We start from the raw sequence: 16,730 nt of genomic DNA, 5'->3' as shown, positions 1-16,730 counted from the left end.
TCAGTCCTCCCACTGCAGCCGGGCGACCGCGTCCAGGATCCGGTCCACCCCGGGCAGGTGGTGGTGCTCCAGCATCGGCGGCGGGTACGGGATGTCGAAGCCGGTGACCCGCAGCACGGGCGCGGCCAGGTGGTGGAAGCAGCGCTCGGTGACCCGCGCGGCGATCTCCGCGCCGGTGCCGCCGAAGCCGGTCGCCTCGTGCACCACCACGGCCCGGCCGATCGAGCGCACGACCCGGCAGACCGTCTCGTCGTCGAACGGCACCAGGGTGCGCAGGTCCAGCACCGCGAGGTCCCAGCCCTCGGCCTTCGCCGTCTCGGCCGCCTCCAGGCAGACCGGCAGCGAGGGGCCGTAGGTGATCAGCACGGCGGACGTCCCGGTGCGCCGCAGCACGGCCCGGCCGATCGGCTCGACCGGCGCCGCCGGGTCCAGCTCGGCCTTGCCCCAGTAGAGCCGCTTGGGCTCTAGGAACACCACCGGGTCGTCGGAGGCGATCGAGGCGCGCAGCAGCCCGTACGCGTCGGCGACCGTCGCGGGCGTGACCACGTGCAGGCCGGGGGTGCTGGTGTAGTACGCCTCGGAGGCGTCGCTGTGGTGCTCGACGCCACCGATGCCGCCGCCGTACGGGACGCGGACGGTGATCGGCAGCGGCAGCTTGCCCGCCGTGCGGTTGCGCATCTTGGCGACGTGCGAGAACAGCTGCTCCAGCGCCGGGTAGGCGAAGGCGTCGAACTGCATCTCGACCACCGGGCGCAGCCCGTACATCGCCATGCCGATCGCGGTGCCGAGGATGCCGGCCTCGGCCAGCGGGGTGTCCAGGCAGCGGTCCGGGCCGAACTCGGCGGTCAGCCCGTCGGTGATCCGGAAGACGCCGCCGAGCGCGCCGACGTCCTCGCCGAGGACGTGCACCGCGGGGTCCTCGCGCATGGCGTCCCGCAGCGCGGAGTTGAGTGCCTGCGCCATGGAGGCGGTGCGCACGGGGGTGGCCGTCTGGTTCATCAGTGCTGCACCTCGGCCTCGGCGGCCAGCTCGGCGGACAACTGGGCGGCCTGCTCCCGCAGCTGCGGGGTCGGCTCAGCGTAGACGTGGGCGAACAGCGCCATCGGGTCGAGCTCCGGGTCGGCGTGGAACTCGGCCCGCATCCGGGCCGCCAGCGCCTCCGCCTCGTCCGCGGCCTCCTGCACCAGCCGGTCGTCCAGCACGCCGAGTTCGCGCAGTGCGCGCTCCATCAGCAGGATCGGGTCGTGCTCCCGCCAGGCGTCCACCTCGGGCTCGGTGCGGTAGCGGGTCGCGTCGTCGGCGTTGGTGTGCGCCTCGATCCGGTAGGTCAGCGCCTCGACCAGGGTCGGGCCGCCGCCGGTGCGGGCCCGCTCGACCGCCTCGGCCAGCACGGAGTGCACGGCGGGGGCGTCGTTGCCGTCCACCAGCCGGCCCGGCATGCCGTAGCCGACGGCCTTGTGGGCCAGGCTGGGCGCGGCGGACTGCGCGCTGAGCGGGACGGAGATCGCGTAGCCGTTGTTCTGCACCAGGAAGACCACCGGCGCGTTGAGCACGGCCGCGAAGTTCAGCGCCTCGTGGAAGTCGCCCTCGCTGGTGCCGCCGTCACCGAGCATCGCCAGCGCGACGGCCGGCTCGCCGCTCAGCCGGGCGGCGTGCGCCAGCCCGACGGCGTGCGGGGCCTGGGTGGCGAGCGGGGTGCAGAGCGGGGCGGTGCGGGTGGCGCGCGGGTCGTAGCCGGTGTGGGCGTTGCCGCGCAGCAGGGTCAGCGCCTCCAGCGGGTCGACGCCGCGGGAGACCACGGCGAGGGTGTCGCGGTAGCTGGGGAACAGCCAGTCGCGGTCGCGGAGCACCAGCGCGGCGGCGACCTGGCAGGCCTCCTGGCCGGTGGACGCCGGGTAGACGGCGAGGCGGCCCTGCTTGGTCAGGGTGGTCGCCTGCTGGTTGTAGCGGCGGCCGACGACCAGGCGTCGGTAGAGCTCGCGCAGCAGCGCCGGGTCGTACTTCTCCAGCGCGGGGGTGCCGAGCACCCGGACGGGGGAGAGGTCCGGGAGTAGGGGGGCCGGGTCGGTGCGCGGGGCGGTGGCCCCGGGCGACCAGCCGGGCACGAGCGAGTGGTGTCTGTGGTCGAGAACGGTCATCTCGGGGCACCTCCAGGAGTAGCGGGGGCTCCCTACCGATTGTTCGGTCGTCTGTTCATCTTGACCAGAAGCGTGACAAGGTGGTGGACATTCGGCCTGCGGAGCGGTCGACTGGTGGCAGTGTGTCCAATCGGTGAGGGTGGGGGGTCATGTCGGCTGAACAGATGTCCAGACTCGACCGGGTCGACCGTTCGATCCTGCGGCTGCTGCAGCAGGACGGTCGCGCCTCGATCCGCTCGGTCGCCGAGCGGGTGCACGTGTCCCGGGCCAATGCGTACGCCCGGATCTCCAGGATGGTCGAGGACGGCATCATCCGCGGCTTCACCGCCCGGGTGGACCACGAACGAGCCGGTCAGGCGGCGTCCGCGTACATCACGCTGAAGATCGTCCAGAACTCCTGGCGTACGGTCCGCGAGCAGCTGCTGGAGCTGCCCGGGGTGGCGCACATCGCGCTGGTCGGCGGGGACTTCGACGTCCTGCTGCTGGTGCACACCGCCGACAACCGGACCCTGCGGGAGCTCGTGCTCAACCGCATCCAGTCCATCCCCCAGGTGCTCGGCACCCGCACCATGCTGGTCTTCGAGGAGACCGACCAGGTCCCCCCGGACCCGCAGACCCCCTGAAGCCCCCCGGCAACCCCCTGCCCGGCCCCCTGCCCGGCCCCCTGCCAGGCCCCCGCCGACGACCGGCTACCGCGCCCGCAGCCCGTCGAAGGCCAGGTGCACCACCGCGTCCGCGACCCCGTCGGCGGCCTTGAGCCCCGGCCGGTACCACTCCACGATCGAGTTGATCATCCCGAACAGCAGCCGGGTGGCCAGCCGGGGCTCCACGTCCGCCCGCAGCGCGCCGTCCGCGACCGCCGCCCGCAGCAGCTCCGCGACCTGGTGGTCGAAGTCCCGGCGCCGCTCCAGCGCCCACAGCTCGGTGGCCGTGTTGCCCCGCACCCGCAGCAGCAGCGTCACGTACGGCAGCTCCGCCAGCAGCACCTCCGCGGTGCGCCGCACCACGTGCTCCAGCCGCTCCACCGCCGGGCCCTCCACCGCCGCCGGCTCGACCAGGATCGCGAACAGCCCGTCCAGCGCCCGCCCGACGGCCAGCCGCAGCAACTCCTCCTTGCCGCGCACGTGGTGGTAGATGGAGGACTTGGAGATCCCGGCCGCCCGGGACAGGTCCTCCATCGAGGTGCCGTCGTAACCGCGCTCGTTGAAGACGTCGACGGTCACCGCGAGCAGTGACTCCACGGTGTAGGCGGTGCGCGTGGTGTGATCGGCCATCCTCCGAGTATCCCCGGCCGCCCCGGGCGGTACGCGATCGGGTCCCGCTGGTCCACACCACCCGCGCGGCCGGGCCCACCCCCGCCAGAAGGCCCAGGCCCAGGGCCCGTCTTCAAGCCCCCGGCGTCGCCCCACAGGCGGGGGCTTGAAGACGGGCCCTAGACTCTCCGGACGATCCGTCCACGTGCAGAGCAGGCTGGGGTCCACGGCTGATGAACGCAATACCGGCAGTCGCCTCCGACGTGCCCGAGCAGCGCAGCGGGGAGCCGGAGCACTCGCGCACCTGGCAGGAGCGCGCCCGCGCGCTGGTCGTCCGCTTCGGGCCGGCCGTGTGGTGCTACGCGGTGCTCAAGCTGGTCGGCTTCACCGTGTTCATGAAGCTGCTCTCCTTCGCCGGCGACTACGCCAAGAAGCCGGCCCGGTTCGGCGGCGGCGCCAACCCGTGGGACGTCCTGGCCAGCTGGGACGGCTGGTGGTACCAGCAGGTGGCCCAGTTCGGCTACCACCCGGCGCTGGTCCCGGTCGCGGGGACGGAGGGCATGAGCGTCGAGCAGAACTCGGCCGCCTTCTTCCCGCTCTACCCGGGCCTGATGCGGATGACCTCGGACGTCACCGGCCTCGGCCTGTACGGCGCCGGGATGCTGGTCTCCGTGGTGGCCTCGCTGTTCGCCGCCGCCGGCATCTACGCCGTGGTGGAGAAGCTGTCCGGGGACGTCCGGGCGGGCGTGATCGCGGCCGGGATCTGGGCGATCGCACCGGGCTCGGGCGCCGAGTGGGCGGTCTACTCGGACTCCACCTTCGTCGCGCTGGCCGCCTGGGCCTGCTACTGCGTGATGACCAGGCAGTGGGTCGCGGCCGGGGTGATCACCCTGGTCGCCGGGCTCAACCGGCCGACCGCGGCGGCCCTGATCGGCGCCGTGGGCCTGGCCGCCCTGGTCGAGCTGTACCGGCGGGACAGCGGCGTGCTGCGCCCGCTGACCGCGATGCTGCTGGCCCCGATCGGCCTGCTCGGCTACGTCGGCTGGGTGGGCTGGCGGATGGGCGAGTGGGGCGGCTACTTCCGGCTGCAGCACGACGCCTGGCTGCACTACTTCGACGGCGGCCAGGGCACCTGGCACGCGGTCCGCGGCGTCCTGCTGGGCCGCAACGACTACCCCTTCGCCTTCCCGGTGCCGGACCTCCTGGCGACCCTGATCGTGCTCACCCTGCCGGTGCTGATCACGCTGATGATCCGGCTGCGCCCGCCGCTGGTGCTGACCGCCTACACCCTGGCCACGATCGTCTCGGTGCTCGGCAGCCTCGGCATCTTCGGCAACACCTCGCGCTACCTGCTGCCCGCGTTCCCGCTGCTCATCGCCCTGGCGCTCGGCATGCGCAAGCTGAGCTGGCCGGTGCTGGCCGCCGTGCTGGGCACCGGTGCGATCGCCTCCGGCTGGTACGGCGGGTACGTGCTGTTCGAGCTGGGCGTGCCGTAGAGCCGGTCCACCCGAGCCCCGGAGGGCGCGTCCGCCACGGACGCGCCCTCCGTCCGTTCCGGCGGATTCCCACCCCTGCACCCTCTTGAGCCGACCGATCGTTCGGTTACTCTGTGACGTGTCCCGTCCTCCCCTCTGAGGAGCGCACAGATGTCCGCAGCGGTCACCCACCCCCTCGTCAGCGAGCTCGTCGAGCGCCACCAGGCCACCCTGGACGCCGCGCTCGCCGCCGCCGCCAAGCGCGACTACTGGTCGCCCTACCCCGAGTTCCCCAAGGCGTACGGCGAGAGCGGCCCGGCGGACGGCAAGGCCGCCTTCGACGCCCTGCTCGGCAAGCCCTTCGCCCTGGCGGGCCACCCCACCGACGGCGACCAGGTCGGCGGCGAGGCCTCCCCGTACGGCGTCGAGCTGGGCATCACCTACCCGCACGCCGACCCGGACGCGCTGATCGGCGCGCTCACCGCCGCCCGCCCCGGCTGGGCCGCCGCCTCCCCGCTGGAGCGCGCCGCCGTCTGCCTGGAGATCCTGCACCGGATCAACGCCGCCTCGCACGAGTTCGCCCAGGCCGTCATGCACACCACCGGCCAGGCCTACGGCATGGCCTTCCAGGCCGGCGGCCCGCACGCCCAGGACCGCGGCCTGGAGGCGGTCGCCTACGCGTACGCCGAGCAGACCCGGCTGCCGCGGCAGGCCGACTGGACCAAGCCGCAGGGCAAGCGCGACCCGCTGGTGATGACCAAGGAGTTCACCGTCGTCCCGCGCGGCCTCGCGCTGCTGATCGGCTGCAACACCTTCCCGACCTGGAACGGCTACCCGGGCCTGTTCGCCTCCCTCGCCACCGGCAACCCGGTGCTGGTCAAGCCCCACCCCCGGGCCGTGCTGCCGCTCGCACTGACCGTCCGGACCGCCCGCGAGGTGCTCGCCGAGGCCGGCTACGACCCCAACCTGGTCTGCCTGGCCGCCGAGCACGAGGGCGGCACCGTCGCCGCGGCCCTCGCGGTCCGCCCCGAGATCAAGATGATCGACTACACCGGCTCCACCGGCTTCGGCGACTGGCTGGAGGAGAACGCCAAGCAGGCCCAGGTGTACACCGAGAAGGCCGGCGTCAACGCGGTCGTCATCGACTCCACCGACGACTACAAGGGCATGCTGTCCAACCTGGCCTTCGCGCTCTCGCTCTACAGCGGCCAGATGTGCACCACCCCGCAGAACGTGCTGATCCCGCGCGGCGGCATCGGCACCGACCAGGGCGACAAGACCTACGACGAGGTGGTCGCCGACCTCGCCGGCGCGATCGAGGGCCTGCTCTCCGACGACGCCCGCGCCGCCGCCATCCTCGGCGCCGTGGTCAACCCCGGTGTGCTGCAGCGCTCGGCCGCCGCGGCCGGCGGCGAGTACGGCGAACTCGCCCTCGCCCCGCGCGCGGTGACCTCGCCCGACTTCCCCGGCGCGACCGTCCGCACCCCCGCCCTGGTCAAGCTGAACGCCGACAAGCCGGACGACCGCTCGGTCTTCCGCAGCGAGTGCTTCGGCCCGGTCTCCTTCGCCGTCGCCGTCGAATCCACCGCCGCCGGCATCGAGCTGCTGCGCACCACCGTCCGCGAGAAGGGCGCCATGACGGCCTCCGGCTACACCACCTCCCCCGAGGTGGAGGCGCTGCTGGTCGAGGCCGCGCTGGACTCCGGCGTCTCCCTCTCGCTCAACCTGACCGGCGGCGTCTACCCCAACCAGACCGCCGCCTTCTCCGACCTGCACGGCACCGGCGCCAACCCGGCCGCCAACTCCGCCTACTGCGACGGCGCGTTCGTCGCCAACCGGTTCCGCACGGTCGAGATCCGCCGGCACAGCTGAGCGTTCGTACCGGCACCCCACCCCTCCCGGGCCCCGGCGGTCATCGACCGCCGGGGCCCGGCGGTTCACAGCTCCCGCCGGGCCCGCGATGATGGAGGCTGGGAGAGCGCCGGGAACGGCGTCCAACCACCCTCCGAACACCGGGAGCTGAATACATGGCCGTGAAGCCGACGACCGAAACCGACGTCCTGATCGTCGGCGCCGGACCCACCGGACTGCTGCTGGCCGGCGACCTCGCCGCCGCCGGCGTCGGCGTCACCGTGCTGGAGAAGCGGGCCGCCGAGTCCAACCTCACCCGGGCGTTCGCCGTGCACGCCCGCAGCCTGGAGCAGCTGGACGCCCGCGGCCTGGCCGAGGAACTGATCGCCACCGGCCGCCCGCTCGGCTCGCTGAAGATGTTCGACCGCTTCCGCATCGACCTCGGCGCGCTGCAGACCCGCTTCCCGTTCGTCCTGATCACCCCGCAGTACAACGTCGAACGGCTGCTCCTGGACCGCGCGGAGAAGGCCGGCGCGACCCTGCTGCGCGGCGCCGAGGTCACCGGGCTGCGCCAGGACGCCGACGGCGTGACGCTGGAGACCGCCGACGGGCACACCCATCGCGCCGCGTACGCGGTCGGCACCGACGGCGTCCACTCCGCCGTCCGCGACCTGCTCGGCATCCCGTTCCCCGGCGAATCGGTCGTCGACTCCGTGGTGCTGGCCGACGTCCGGCTGGAGCGCGAGCCCAGCGACGCGATCACCGTCGGCGCCAACGAGACCGGGTTCGCCTTCATCGCCCCGTTCGGCGACGGCTGGTTCCGGATCATCGCCTGGGACCGCAACGAGCGCTTCCAGGACGGCACCGTCCCCACCACCGAGCAGCTCACCGCCCTCACCTCGGCCATCCTCGGCGAGGACTACGGCCTGCACGACGTGCGCTGGAGCTCGACCTTCCACAGCGACGAGCGCCAGGCCCCCAACTACCGCTCCGGCCGGGTCTTCCTGGCCGGCGACGCCGCCCACTGCCACTCCCCGGCCGGCGGCCAGGGCATGAACACCGGCCTCCAGGACGCCGCCAACCTCTCCTGGAAGCTCGCCGCCGCCGTCCGCGGCCACGCCACCGACGCCCTGCTGGACACCTACCAGACCGAGCGGCACCCGGTCGGGAAGACGGTGCTGCGCACCTCCGGCGCGCTGATCCGGCTCGCCCTCGCCGAGTCCGCCCCCACCCGCGCCCTGCGCGGGGCGCTCACCGCACTGGGCAACCACCTCGACCCGGTCACCGGGCGCGGCGCCCGGCTGGTCTCCGGCATCGGCATCTCCTACCCGGCGCCCAAGGACGCCCACCCGCAGGTCGGCAAGCGCGTCCCGGACCTGCGGCTGACCGCCCTCAGCAAGCCCGTCGAGGGCGCCCCGGCCGCGCCCGAGCGGCTCTACGAGGCGCTGCGCGCCGGACGGTTCGTCCTCGTCAGCAACGACGAGCTCGTCGCCGCCGAACCGTGGGCCGACCTCATGGTCGCCACCGCCCCCGCCGACCCGCACGGCAAGCTGCGCGACACCGTCCTGCTGATCCGCCCGGACGGCTACGTCGCCTGGGCCGCCGTCGACCCCGGCCAGGGCGAACTGCGCGCCGCGCTCACCACCTGGCTCGGCAACCCGGCCTGACCCCCGTTCGGGCGGGCGCGCCACGCCCCGCGCCCGCCCGAACCGGCCTCACCGCATCCCCGCCACGACCGTCCCGGGCCCGTGCAGCGGCCGCCGCCCGGCCCGACCCATCGTTCGGTCGTCCGTTAACCCCGCGCCTTCTCGTAGTGCCGCGCCGCCTTCGCCCGATTCCCGCACACCGCCATCCGGCACCACCGCCGGCGCCCGTTCTGCGAGGCGTCGAAGAAATGCAGAATGCACGCCTCGTGCGCGCACTGCTTCACCCGCTGCGCCCCCTGCCCGAGCAGCGTGAGGAAGTCGTCCGCGGCCAGCCAGGGCGCCAGCCAGTGCGGCCGGTCGACCTCGACCCGGTCCTCGGCCCCGCCCGGTCCGGCTGTCCGCCGGATCCGCCCGTGCGCCAGTACCGCGTCCAGTCCCTCCCGCGCCGCAGTGCTCAACTCGCCCTGCCCGTGGGCTTCCTGGGCGGCCAGCCCGATCGCATCGCGGACCTGGCGGATCGCCGCCAGCCCGGCGTCGTCGGCCTCGCAGCGGGCGCTCAGCCCGGCGGAGGAGAGCCAGATCCCGTACCCCTCGACCCCGGTGAGCAAGTCGTTGACGGGCGTTCCGGCCCAGCGCGTGTTGAGCAGGTCGAGCGCGAGCGGCTCGCCGATCAGCGGTCGCGGGTCCCTCGGGTCCGCCTTCACGTCAGTCATCGTTCTCCCTCGGCTCCGTCCGATTCTACGTCCGCGTGCCGCCGCCCGAATTGGTATGGACCGACTCCTGAATTCCGCTCATTCACTGTATGGATTCCGCGAGTTTCCCGGCCTCCACACTTGACTGTTTTTTAGCAACGAATTGCTTGATCATGAGCCACTTCGCACACCGGTTCTGTCATGTTCGAGCCAGCGTTCTCGACCCCGGAACGCCTGGCCCCTTGCCGGCCCCCACAGCCGGCCGGAGGAGGATCCGTTGCGCCCCCGCACCCTTGCCCTTGCCGCGGCGATAGCCGTCCTGCCGCTGACCGCCGTCTCGCTCGGCGTCTCCGCCGCGCAGGCCGCCACCCCCAACGCCGCCCCCCGCGTCGCCCTGCCGAACACCGTGAACCCCGCGGTGGCCCACTCGGAGAAGAAGGGCGACGTCCCCGCCGAGCAGCAGATCTCGGTGGCCGTCAGCCTGAAGCTGCGTGACACCGACGCCCTGGACCGCTTCCTCACCGCGGTCGCCACTCCGGGCACCCCGGAGTTCGGCAAGTACCTGACGCCGGAGCAGTTCACCGCCCGGTTCGGCCCGACCCAGGCCGACGTCGAGCAGGTCAAGGCCTACCTGGCCCAGCAGGGCCTGACCGTCTCGGACGTGAGCGCCAACCGCCAGGTCGTCAACGCCCGTGGCACCGCCGCGCAGGTCTCGCAGGCCTTCGGCACCCACGAGAGCGCGTACGTGGACCCGCAGATGCAGCGCTCGTTCTTCGCCAACGACGCCGCCGCCTCGATCCCGTCCTCGCTGGCCGCCGTGGTCCAGGGCGTCAGCGGCCTGGACAACCACCCGGTCCGCAAGACCCACCTGGTCAAGCCGGGCTCGCTCAGCCCGAACGCCGCCACCGCGGGCCCGACCGGAATGTCCCCGGCCCAGTACACCGGCGCGTACAACCTGAACAAGACCGGCGCCGACGGCACCGGCGTGACGGTCGCGCTGTGGGAGTTCGACGGCTACAGCAAGTCCAACCTGACCACCTACGACTCGCAGTTCGGCCTGACCGGCCCGGCCGTCTCCACGGTCTCGGTGGACGGCGCCAACTACGACTCCAAGCCCGGCGAGGGCCAGGGCGAGGTCGAGCTGGACAGCGAGATCATCCGCGGTGCCGCGCCCAAGGCCACCCAGCTGCTGTACGAGGCCCCGAACAGCGACCAGGGCGAGATCGACATGGCCAACAAGATCGTGGCCGACAACCGCGCCTCGGTCATCTCGATCTCCTGGGGCTCCTGCGAGCCGGACACCACCCCCGCCTCGATGACGGCCGTCGACAACGCCTTCAAGCAGGCCGCCGCCCAGGGCATCTCGATCTTCTCCGCCTCCGGTGACGACGGCTCGCGCGACTGCACCCGCTCCACCAGCGGCTCGACCGTCAAGGCGGTCGACTTCCCGGCCTCCAGCCCGCACCAGACCGGTGTCGGCGGCACCAACCTGAAGGTCGGCAGCGGCAACACCTACTCCTCGGAGAGCGCCTGGAGCACCGCCGGCGGCGGCGTCTCCACCGTGTTCGGCAAGCCGAGCTGGCAGACCGGCACCGGCGTCAGCGGCACCATGCGCACCGTCCCGGACGTCGCCTCCAACGCCGACCCGCAGAGCGGCTTCTCGATCTACACGGCCGGGGGCTGGCAGGTCTACGGCGGCACCAGCGCGGCCGCGCCGCTCTGGTCCGGCTACGCGGCCCAGTTCAACCAGAAGGCCAAGGCCGCCGGGCAGCCGGTCCTCGGCGAGGCGAGCCCGCGGCTGTACTCGGTCGCGAACAGCAGCAGCTACGGCAGCACCTTCCACGACGTGACCACCGGCGCCAACCAGGACTTCTCCACGAAGACCGGCTACGACCAGGTCACCGGCTGGGGCTCCCCGGTCGCCGACGCCCTGACCACCGCCCTGCTCGGCGGTGGCGGCACCACCCCGCCGCCCACCGGCGGCTGCACCGCGGCCCAGCTGGTCGGCAACGGCGGCTTCGAGACCGGCAGCGCCGCCCCGTGGACCACCTCCAGCGGCGTCGTCGACAACAGCTCCTCCGAGGCCGCCCACGCGGGCTCCTGGAAGGCCTGGATGGACGGCTACGGGTCGACCCACACCGACACCGTGTCGCAGACCGTCTCGATCCCGGCCGGCTGCACCTCCGCGAAGCTGACCTTCTGGCTGCACATCGACACCGCGGAGTCCGGCTCCACCGCGTACGACAAGCTGACCGTCCAGGCCAACAGCACCACGCTGGCGACCTACTCCAACGTGAACGCCGCCGCCGGGTACGTGCAGCGCACCCTGGACCTGACCTCCTTCGCCGGCCAGACCGTGACGATCAAGTTCACCGGCACCGAGGACTCGTCCCAGCAGACCAGCTTCGTGATCGACGACGTCGCCCTGAACGTCAACTGACCACCGCTGACGATCACCGCACCCGGTCACCGGGCGGCAACGCCCGGTGACCGCCGGTAGCGGCAGTAGCACCGCACAGCACGACCGAGACCCCCGCCGGGGCGGCGCCGAGAGAGCCCGCCCCGGCGGTGTCGCGTCCGCCGGACCGACCCGGACCGGGGACTCCGGTAAGGACGGTGTTTCCGGAGTGTTTCAAGATCGCTAACCATTCGGTCGACCTGCCGTGACCACTGTCATACGCACGACTGATGACGTAGCCTCTCGACCGTGCATAGGGTTCCCCAAAGCTCGGTGAAGCCGCTGGCGGCGCGCCCCGGCGTCGGCCCGGTGCCACCGAACTCACCTGGTGGGGAGGGTCACCGCATGGCCGCACAGCAGCCTCAGGACGCCGCGCGACTGCGGCTGGTCGGGTCGCACACGGAGCGCCCCGGGCCTCCCGCGCCCGCACCGGCCCCGGCACCGGCACCGCCCGCCGCCCGGCTCGCCCCGGTCGGCGGCTTCGCGGACACCCTGCACCTGGCGATCGAGGCCAGCGGCCTCAGCCTGGACCGGATCCGCGCGGCCCTCGCCCAACGCGGCGTCAGGGTCAGTGTCACGACGTTGAGTTACTGGCGGCGCGGCCGCAGCCAGCCCGAGCGGGCCAGCTCGCTGCGCGCCGTCCACCTGCTGGAGGAGCTGCTCGGGCTGCCGCACAGCGCGCTCTCCTCCCTGCTCGGCCCGCCCCGCCCGCGCGGCCGCTGGGCCGCCGCGGCCAACACCCTGCACCTCGGGCTGGAGGACGTCTGGCCGGGCGAGCAGGAGATCGCCAACATCTTCGCCGAGCTGGACGCCCCGCCGGCCGGCGAGCTGGAGCGCCTGAGCATCCACGACTCCTACTACGTGGACGCCGAGCGGCGCGGCAACCTGCTGCGGATGCGCCAGGTGGTGCGCGCCACCGTCGGCGGCGTCGGCCGCTGCCTGGTGGTGCACATGGCCGACGAGGAGGCGGCCGGCTGCCCGGAGATCACCTCGGTGCGGCACGGCCGGCTGGGCCGGGTGCGCCGCCGCCCGGAGGCCGGGCTGACCGTGGCCGAGCTGATGCTGGACCGCCCGCTCGGGCTCGGCGACAGCACCGTCTTCGAGTACGAGGTGGAGATCCCGCCGGGCGGTCCGACCCTGGAGTACAGCCGCCGCTTCGCCACCACGGTGCGCGAGTACGTGCTCCAGGTGCACTTCGACCCGGCCGCCGTCCCGGCGCACTGCGAGCGCTACGACCGCGAGCCGGGCGCCGACGTCGACCACCGGCGCGAGCAGCTCTGGATCGGCGCCTCGGCCAGCGCCCACGTCCTGGCCCCGGACCAGCAGCCGGGCCACATCGGCATCCGGTGGGAGTGGGCGTAGCCCCGCCCGCCCCTCCTCCGCCTCCCGAGCCCCGTCGGACCGCCAGGTCCGGCGGGGCTTTCGCGTGCCCCCCGGAACACCTAACCACTTCAATGCCGCGCACTGGTTGACGCCTCATCACCTAACTCCTACTCTGATGAGTATCGGTTAGACACGAGTCTCGCCGGAAGCCCCAGCCCCGGGAGTGACCAGGCATGTCCAGCACCACCCTGCTCCGCACCCTGCAGACCGGCCACGTGGGCCTGAACGTCACCGACCTGGCCCGCTCGATCGACTTCTACCGCGCGGTCCTCGGCCTCCAGGTCACCCACGAGGGCACCGACCCCGAGCGCCGCTTCGCCCTGCTCGGCCGCGACGGCCGCCTGGTGGTGACCCTCTGGCAGCAGAGCGCCGGCACCTTCGCCACCACCAGCCCCGGCCTGCACCACCTCTCCTTCGAGGTCGAGAGCCTCGACGAGGTCCGCGCCGCCGAACGGCTGCTGCGCGAGCTCGGCGCCGAGTTCGCCTACGACGGCGTCGTCCCGCACAACGAGGGCTCGGCCTCCGGCGGCGTCTTCTTCACCGACCCGGACGGCATCCGGCTGGAGATCTACACCCGCACCGGTGTGGACGGCACCGAGGCCGAAGCCCCCACCACCGACGCCCCGACCTGCGGCTTCTTCTAGACAGGACCGACCATGACCGCCACCAGCACGCCGTACCACGCCGGCGAACGGGCCGCCCAGGCCCGGGCCGGCCGGACCGAGCGGGCCGACCACGCCGGCCGGTCGATCCGCAGCACCGTTCCGGCGGTCGCCGCCCGCTTCCTGGCCGAGCGGCGGATGCTGGTCGTCGGCGCCGCCGACCTCGACGGGCGGGTCTGGGCCACCCAGCTGACCGGCCCGGCCGGCTTCCTGCAGGCCCCGGACGAGCGGACGATGTCGGTCGCCGCCCGTCCGACCGGGGCCGACCCGCTCGCCGAGGCGCTGGCCCGCCCGGCCCGGGTCGGCACCATCGCCCTCGACCCGGCCGGCCGGCGCCGGATGCGGCTCAACGGCGGCTCCGTCCCGGACGGCCGCGGCGGGCTGCTGGTCAGCGCCGACGAGGTGGTCTCCAACTGCCCGAAGTACATCCAGCGCCGCAGCCCGCTGGACCGCCCGGCGGCCGGCCCGCCCCGTACGGTCGCCGCCGGCCCGCGGCTGACCACCGCGCAGCGCCTGGCCGCGGCCACCGCGGACACCTTCTTCATCGCCACCACCGGGCCGGACGGCAGCGTGGACGCCTCCCACCGCGGCGGCTTCCCCGGCTTCCTGGAGGCGGTGGCAGCGGACCGGCTGCGCTGGCCGGAGTACCCGGGCAACAGCATGTTCCTGACCCTCGGCAACCTGGAGCTGGACCCCAGGGCCGGCCTGCTGCTGCCCGACTGGGAGACCGGCGGGGCCCTGCTGGTCACCGGCGAGGCCCGCACCGACTGGTCGCCGGAGGCCCGGCAGGCCGCCCCGGGCGCCGAGCGGACGGTCGAACTGGCCGTCACCGGTGTGCTCGAACTCGCCGACGCCACCCCGCTGACCTGGACGGACCCCGAGTACTCGCCCGCCATCCCGCGCTGATCCCGCGTCGGCTCCGCACCCCGGCACTATTCGGTCCCGCCCCGCCGCGCCACGCCCGGACCGCCGAACGGGTCGTCACCCGCGCGGCGCAATCCGCCGCGCCGCGCTCCTCCCGCTTTGGGACCTTGTTCCCGATGACACGCGGAGCCGGCCGGGGAAGGCCGGTCCTGTCACGCCGTCAGGCCGTGACCGGGAACGACCGCAGGAAAGAGGCGGAGCATGACCCTCACCGACCCCCTGTCCACGCTCATGGAGTTCGACGAGGTCGAACCGGAGGAGGACTGCATATGCGGGGGCTGCAGTGCCCGCCGCCGCGCCCGGCTGCACGCCGCGCCGGTCCACGAGGGCGGACACGCCGCAGCCCGCAGCATCCGCCGCCGCGCCGCCGTCCTGGTCGCCGCCGTCGGCACCGCGCTCGGCGGCGGGACGGCCGCCGCCGCCCCGGCCCTCGCGGCCCCCGCCCCCGGCCCCGCCCCGGGCGACAGCAGCGCCCCCCGGCCGCAGACCCCGCAGGGCGAGGTCGGCGGCCTCCACGGCGGGTCCGCCGGCGCCCGCGCCTTCGCCACCCCGGACGCCGCCCAGCCGGTCACCCGGGCGCAGATCATCCGACGCGCACAGAGCTGGGTCGACCAGGACGTGCCGTACAGCATGAGCCGCTACTGGTCGGACGGCTACCGCCAGGACTGCTCCGGCTTCGTCTCGATGGCCTGGGGCCTCGGCAGCAACCAGACCACCTGGACCCTGCCGGACTTCGCCGAGCGCATCGGCAAGGACGACCTGCTCCCCGGCGACGTGCTGATCCGCAACGACCCGGCCGACCCGCAGGCCGGTTCGCACGTGACGGTCTTCGGCGGCTGGACGGACTCCTCCCGCACCAGGTACGTCGCCTACGAGCAGACCTCCCCCGGCACCAGGAAGCGCTCCACCCCGTACGCGTACTGGAACGACTCCGGCGCCTACGTCCCGTACCGCTACACCGGCCTCGCCGGGCCCGGCAACGACGGCGGCACCCCCGCCACGGCCTTCCCCGGCCCGCAGTACTTCCGCCCCGGCGCCGACAACGCGTACGTCCGGCAGCTCGGCGAGCAGCTGGTCCGCAAGGGCTTCGGCGGCTCGTACCGCGTCGGCCCCGGCACGCGCTGGAGCGAGGCCGACCGCAAGGCGACCCAGGCCTTCCAGCTCGCCCAGGGCTGGCGCGGCGCCGAGGCCGACGGCTACCCCGGCAAGGACACCTGGCGCCGCCTCTTCTCCTGACCCGCCCCCTCAGCGCTTCCCGGACATCCAGTGGAAGAGGCCCATCGCCACACTGGTCGCCAGGTTGAAGCTGGACACCCCCGCCTGCATCGGCACCGCGACCAGCCGGTCCGCCCGCGCCTTGAGCTCCTCCGACACCCCGTGCCGCTCGGTCCCGAAGGCCAGCAGCGCGTCGTCCGGGAACGGCACGTCCCGGATGTCCGCGCCCTCCGGGTCCAGCACGAACAGCGGCCCGGCGGGCAGCTGCGGCAACGTCAGCCGCTCCACCGCCGTGGCGAAGTGCAGACCGGCGCTGCCCCGCAGCACGTTCGGGTGCCACGGATCCAGGTCCCCCGTGGTCACCACCCCCGTGGCCCCGAACCCCGCCGCCAACCGGATCACCGCCCCGACGTTCCCCAGGTTCCGCGGGTTCTCCAACACCACCACCGGCGCCCGCCGCGGCCGCGCGCCCAACACCGCCAGATTGGCCCCGGCAGTAGGCCGCCCCGCCAACGCCACCACCCCGGTCGGATGCAGCCGGGGCACCAACGTCCGCACCACCGCCTCCGGCACCTCCACCGCCAGCCCGTCCACCGCCGCAACGACGTCCTCCGCCAACTCGGCGGCCAGCGCCATCAACGCCCCCCGATCGACGGTCACCACCCGCCGAACGTCCCCCCCGAACCGCAGCGCGTGCTTCAACGCATGAAACCCGTCCAGCAACACCACCCCAGGCTCCCGCTCAACCACCCGCCACGCCCGCACCAGCTCCTCGTCCATGCCGCCCACTCTGCCACCCACCCCCGCACGTACCCGCCCACACCCGCCCCCGGCACCCCCGCCCCCTCCCCCAGCCCCTCAGGGAGAGGACCACCCCCACCCCGCCGCACCCACCCCCGACCCCCACCCCCCACCCACCCCCCACTCTGCACAGCGAGAGGGACGCGCTGCGGGGACGGACGGGGGCGGCGCAGGGGGTGGCCCGGAGAGGGGCGTTGCGGGTGATTTTCAGACTGCCAACGGCGCCCGACCC

14 protein-coding genes are annotated in these 16,730 nt (G+C 73.6%); 9 read left to right on the top strand and 5 right to left on the bottom strand.

The annotated features are described in order from the left end of the window. A complete protein-coding gene (locus ACIRST_RS36900) occupies nucleotides 1-999 on the bottom strand; it encodes an alpha-ketoacid dehydrogenase subunit beta (RefSeq protein WP_350523651.1) in 999 nt (332 codons plus the stop codon). Further along, nucleotides 999-2,138: a pyruvate dehydrogenase (acetyl-transferring) E1 component subunit alpha gene (pdhA, locus tag ACIRST_RS36895; RefSeq protein WP_350523650.1), complete on the bottom strand. Its 1,140-nt coding sequence runs from the start codon at nucleotides 2,136-2,138 to the stop codon at nucleotides 999-1,001. The genes ACIRST_RS36900 and pdhA overlap by 1 nt, the downstream gene beginning before the upstream one ends. A gap of 164 nt (nucleotides 2,139-2,302) precedes the next feature. On the opposite strand from pdhA, the gene ACIRST_RS36890 reads away from it, so the two are divergent. After that, nucleotides 2,303-2,761 (top strand): Lrp/AsnC family transcriptional regulator, encoded by a 459-nt coding sequence (locus tag ACIRST_RS36890; protein ID WP_396551035.1) that lies wholly within the window; start codon nucleotides 2,303-2,305, stop codon nucleotides 2,759-2,761. Nucleotides 2,762-2,827: 66 nt separating this feature from the next. On the opposite strand, the gene ACIRST_RS36885 is transcribed toward ACIRST_RS36890, so the two are convergent. Continuing rightward, nucleotides 2,828-3,412: a TetR/AcrR family transcriptional regulator gene (locus ACIRST_RS36885; protein WP_350523648.1), complete on the bottom strand. Its 585-nt coding sequence runs from the start codon at nucleotides 3,410-3,412 to the stop codon at nucleotides 2,828-2,830. A gap of 212 nt (nucleotides 3,413-3,624) precedes the next feature. On the opposite strand from ACIRST_RS36885, the gene ACIRST_RS36880 reads away from it, so the two are divergent. The 3 genes from ACIRST_RS36880 to ACIRST_RS36870 all read left to right on the top strand — a co-directional run bounded on the left by ACIRST_RS36880 (nucleotide 3,625) and on the right by ACIRST_RS36870 (nucleotide 8,384). Next, the gene (locus tag ACIRST_RS36880) at nucleotides 3,625-4,887 is read left to right on the top strand and encodes a hypothetical protein (RefSeq protein WP_402808117.1); all 1,263 of its coding nucleotides are present in this window, start codon (nucleotides 3,625-3,627) and stop codon (nucleotides 4,885-4,887) included. Between the two features lie 150 nt (nucleotides 4,888-5,037). Next, nucleotides 5,038-6,738: a phenylacetic acid degradation protein PaaN gene (gene paaN, locus ACIRST_RS36875; protein ID WP_402808114.1), complete on the top strand. Its 1,701-nt coding sequence runs from the start codon at nucleotides 5,038-5,040 to the stop codon at nucleotides 6,736-6,738. A 155-nt stretch (nucleotides 6,739-6,893) separates the two neighbouring features. Then, the gene (locus tag ACIRST_RS36870; protein ID WP_402808111.1) at nucleotides 6,894-8,384 is read left to right on the top strand and encodes an FAD-dependent monooxygenase; all 1,491 of its coding nucleotides are present in this window, start codon (nucleotides 6,894-6,896) and stop codon (nucleotides 8,382-8,384) included. Nucleotides 8,385-8,509: 125 nt separating this feature from the next. Here ACIRST_RS36870 and ACIRST_RS36865 read toward each other — a convergent pair whose 3' ends face one another. Beyond that, entirely contained in the window at nucleotides 8,510-9,076 is a 567-nt protein-coding gene (locus tag ACIRST_RS36865; RefSeq protein ID WP_402808108.1) for a CGNR zinc finger domain-containing protein, read from the bottom strand. A 256-nt stretch (nucleotides 9,077-9,332) separates the two neighbouring features. Here ACIRST_RS36865 and ACIRST_RS36860 point away from each other — a divergent pair, with 256 nt between their 5' ends. From ACIRST_RS36860 to ACIRST_RS36840, 5 genes are all read left to right on the top strand, one after another. Next, entirely contained in the window at nucleotides 9,333-11,495 is a 2,163-nt protein-coding gene (locus ACIRST_RS36860; protein WP_402808105.1) for a protease pro-enzyme activation domain-containing protein, read from the top strand. A gap of 363 nt (nucleotides 11,496-11,858) precedes the next feature. Then, complete coding sequence (locus ACIRST_RS36855; RefSeq protein ID WP_396551022.1) at nucleotides 11,859-12,875, top strand: XRE family transcriptional regulator; 1,017 nt, start codon at nucleotides 11,859-11,861, stop codon at nucleotides 12,873-12,875. 194 nt (nucleotides 12,876-13,069) lie between these two features. Continuing rightward, on the top strand, nucleotides 13,070-13,540 hold the full coding sequence (locus tag ACIRST_RS36850; protein WP_402808102.1) for a VOC family protein: 471 nt from the start codon (nucleotides 13,070-13,072) through the stop codon (nucleotides 13,538-13,540). A 12-nt stretch (nucleotides 13,541-13,552) separates the two neighbouring features. After that, the gene (locus ACIRST_RS36845) at nucleotides 13,553-14,464 is read left to right on the top strand and encodes a pyridoxamine 5'-phosphate oxidase family protein (protein ID WP_402808100.1); all 912 of its coding nucleotides are present in this window, start codon (nucleotides 13,553-13,555) and stop codon (nucleotides 14,462-14,464) included. 219 nt (nucleotides 14,465-14,683) lie between these two features. Then, nucleotides 14,684-15,718 carry a peptidoglycan-binding protein gene (locus ACIRST_RS36840; RefSeq protein WP_402808098.1) on the top strand — a complete coding sequence of 345 codons (1,035 nt, stop codon included), beginning with the start codon at nucleotides 14,684-14,686 and terminating at the stop codon, nucleotides 15,716-15,718. Between the two features lie 9 nt (nucleotides 15,719-15,727). Here ACIRST_RS36840 and ACIRST_RS36835 read toward each other — a convergent pair whose 3' ends face one another. Next, nucleotides 15,728-16,477 (bottom strand): TrmH family RNA methyltransferase, encoded by a 750-nt coding sequence (locus ACIRST_RS36835; protein ID WP_402808096.1) that lies wholly within the window; start codon nucleotides 16,475-16,477, stop codon nucleotides 15,728-15,730. Between the last annotated feature and the right edge of the window lie 253 nt (nucleotides 16,478-16,730).

The sequence above is a fragment of the Kitasatospora sp. NPDC101447 genome (assembly GCF_044767225.1).
Taxonomy (GTDB): domain Bacteria; phylum Actinomycetota; class Actinomycetes; order Streptomycetales; family Streptomycetaceae; genus Kitasatospora.
The sequence above is the reverse complement of the archived record's forward strand: the minus strand, read 5'-3'. Positions and strand labels throughout refer to the sequence as shown.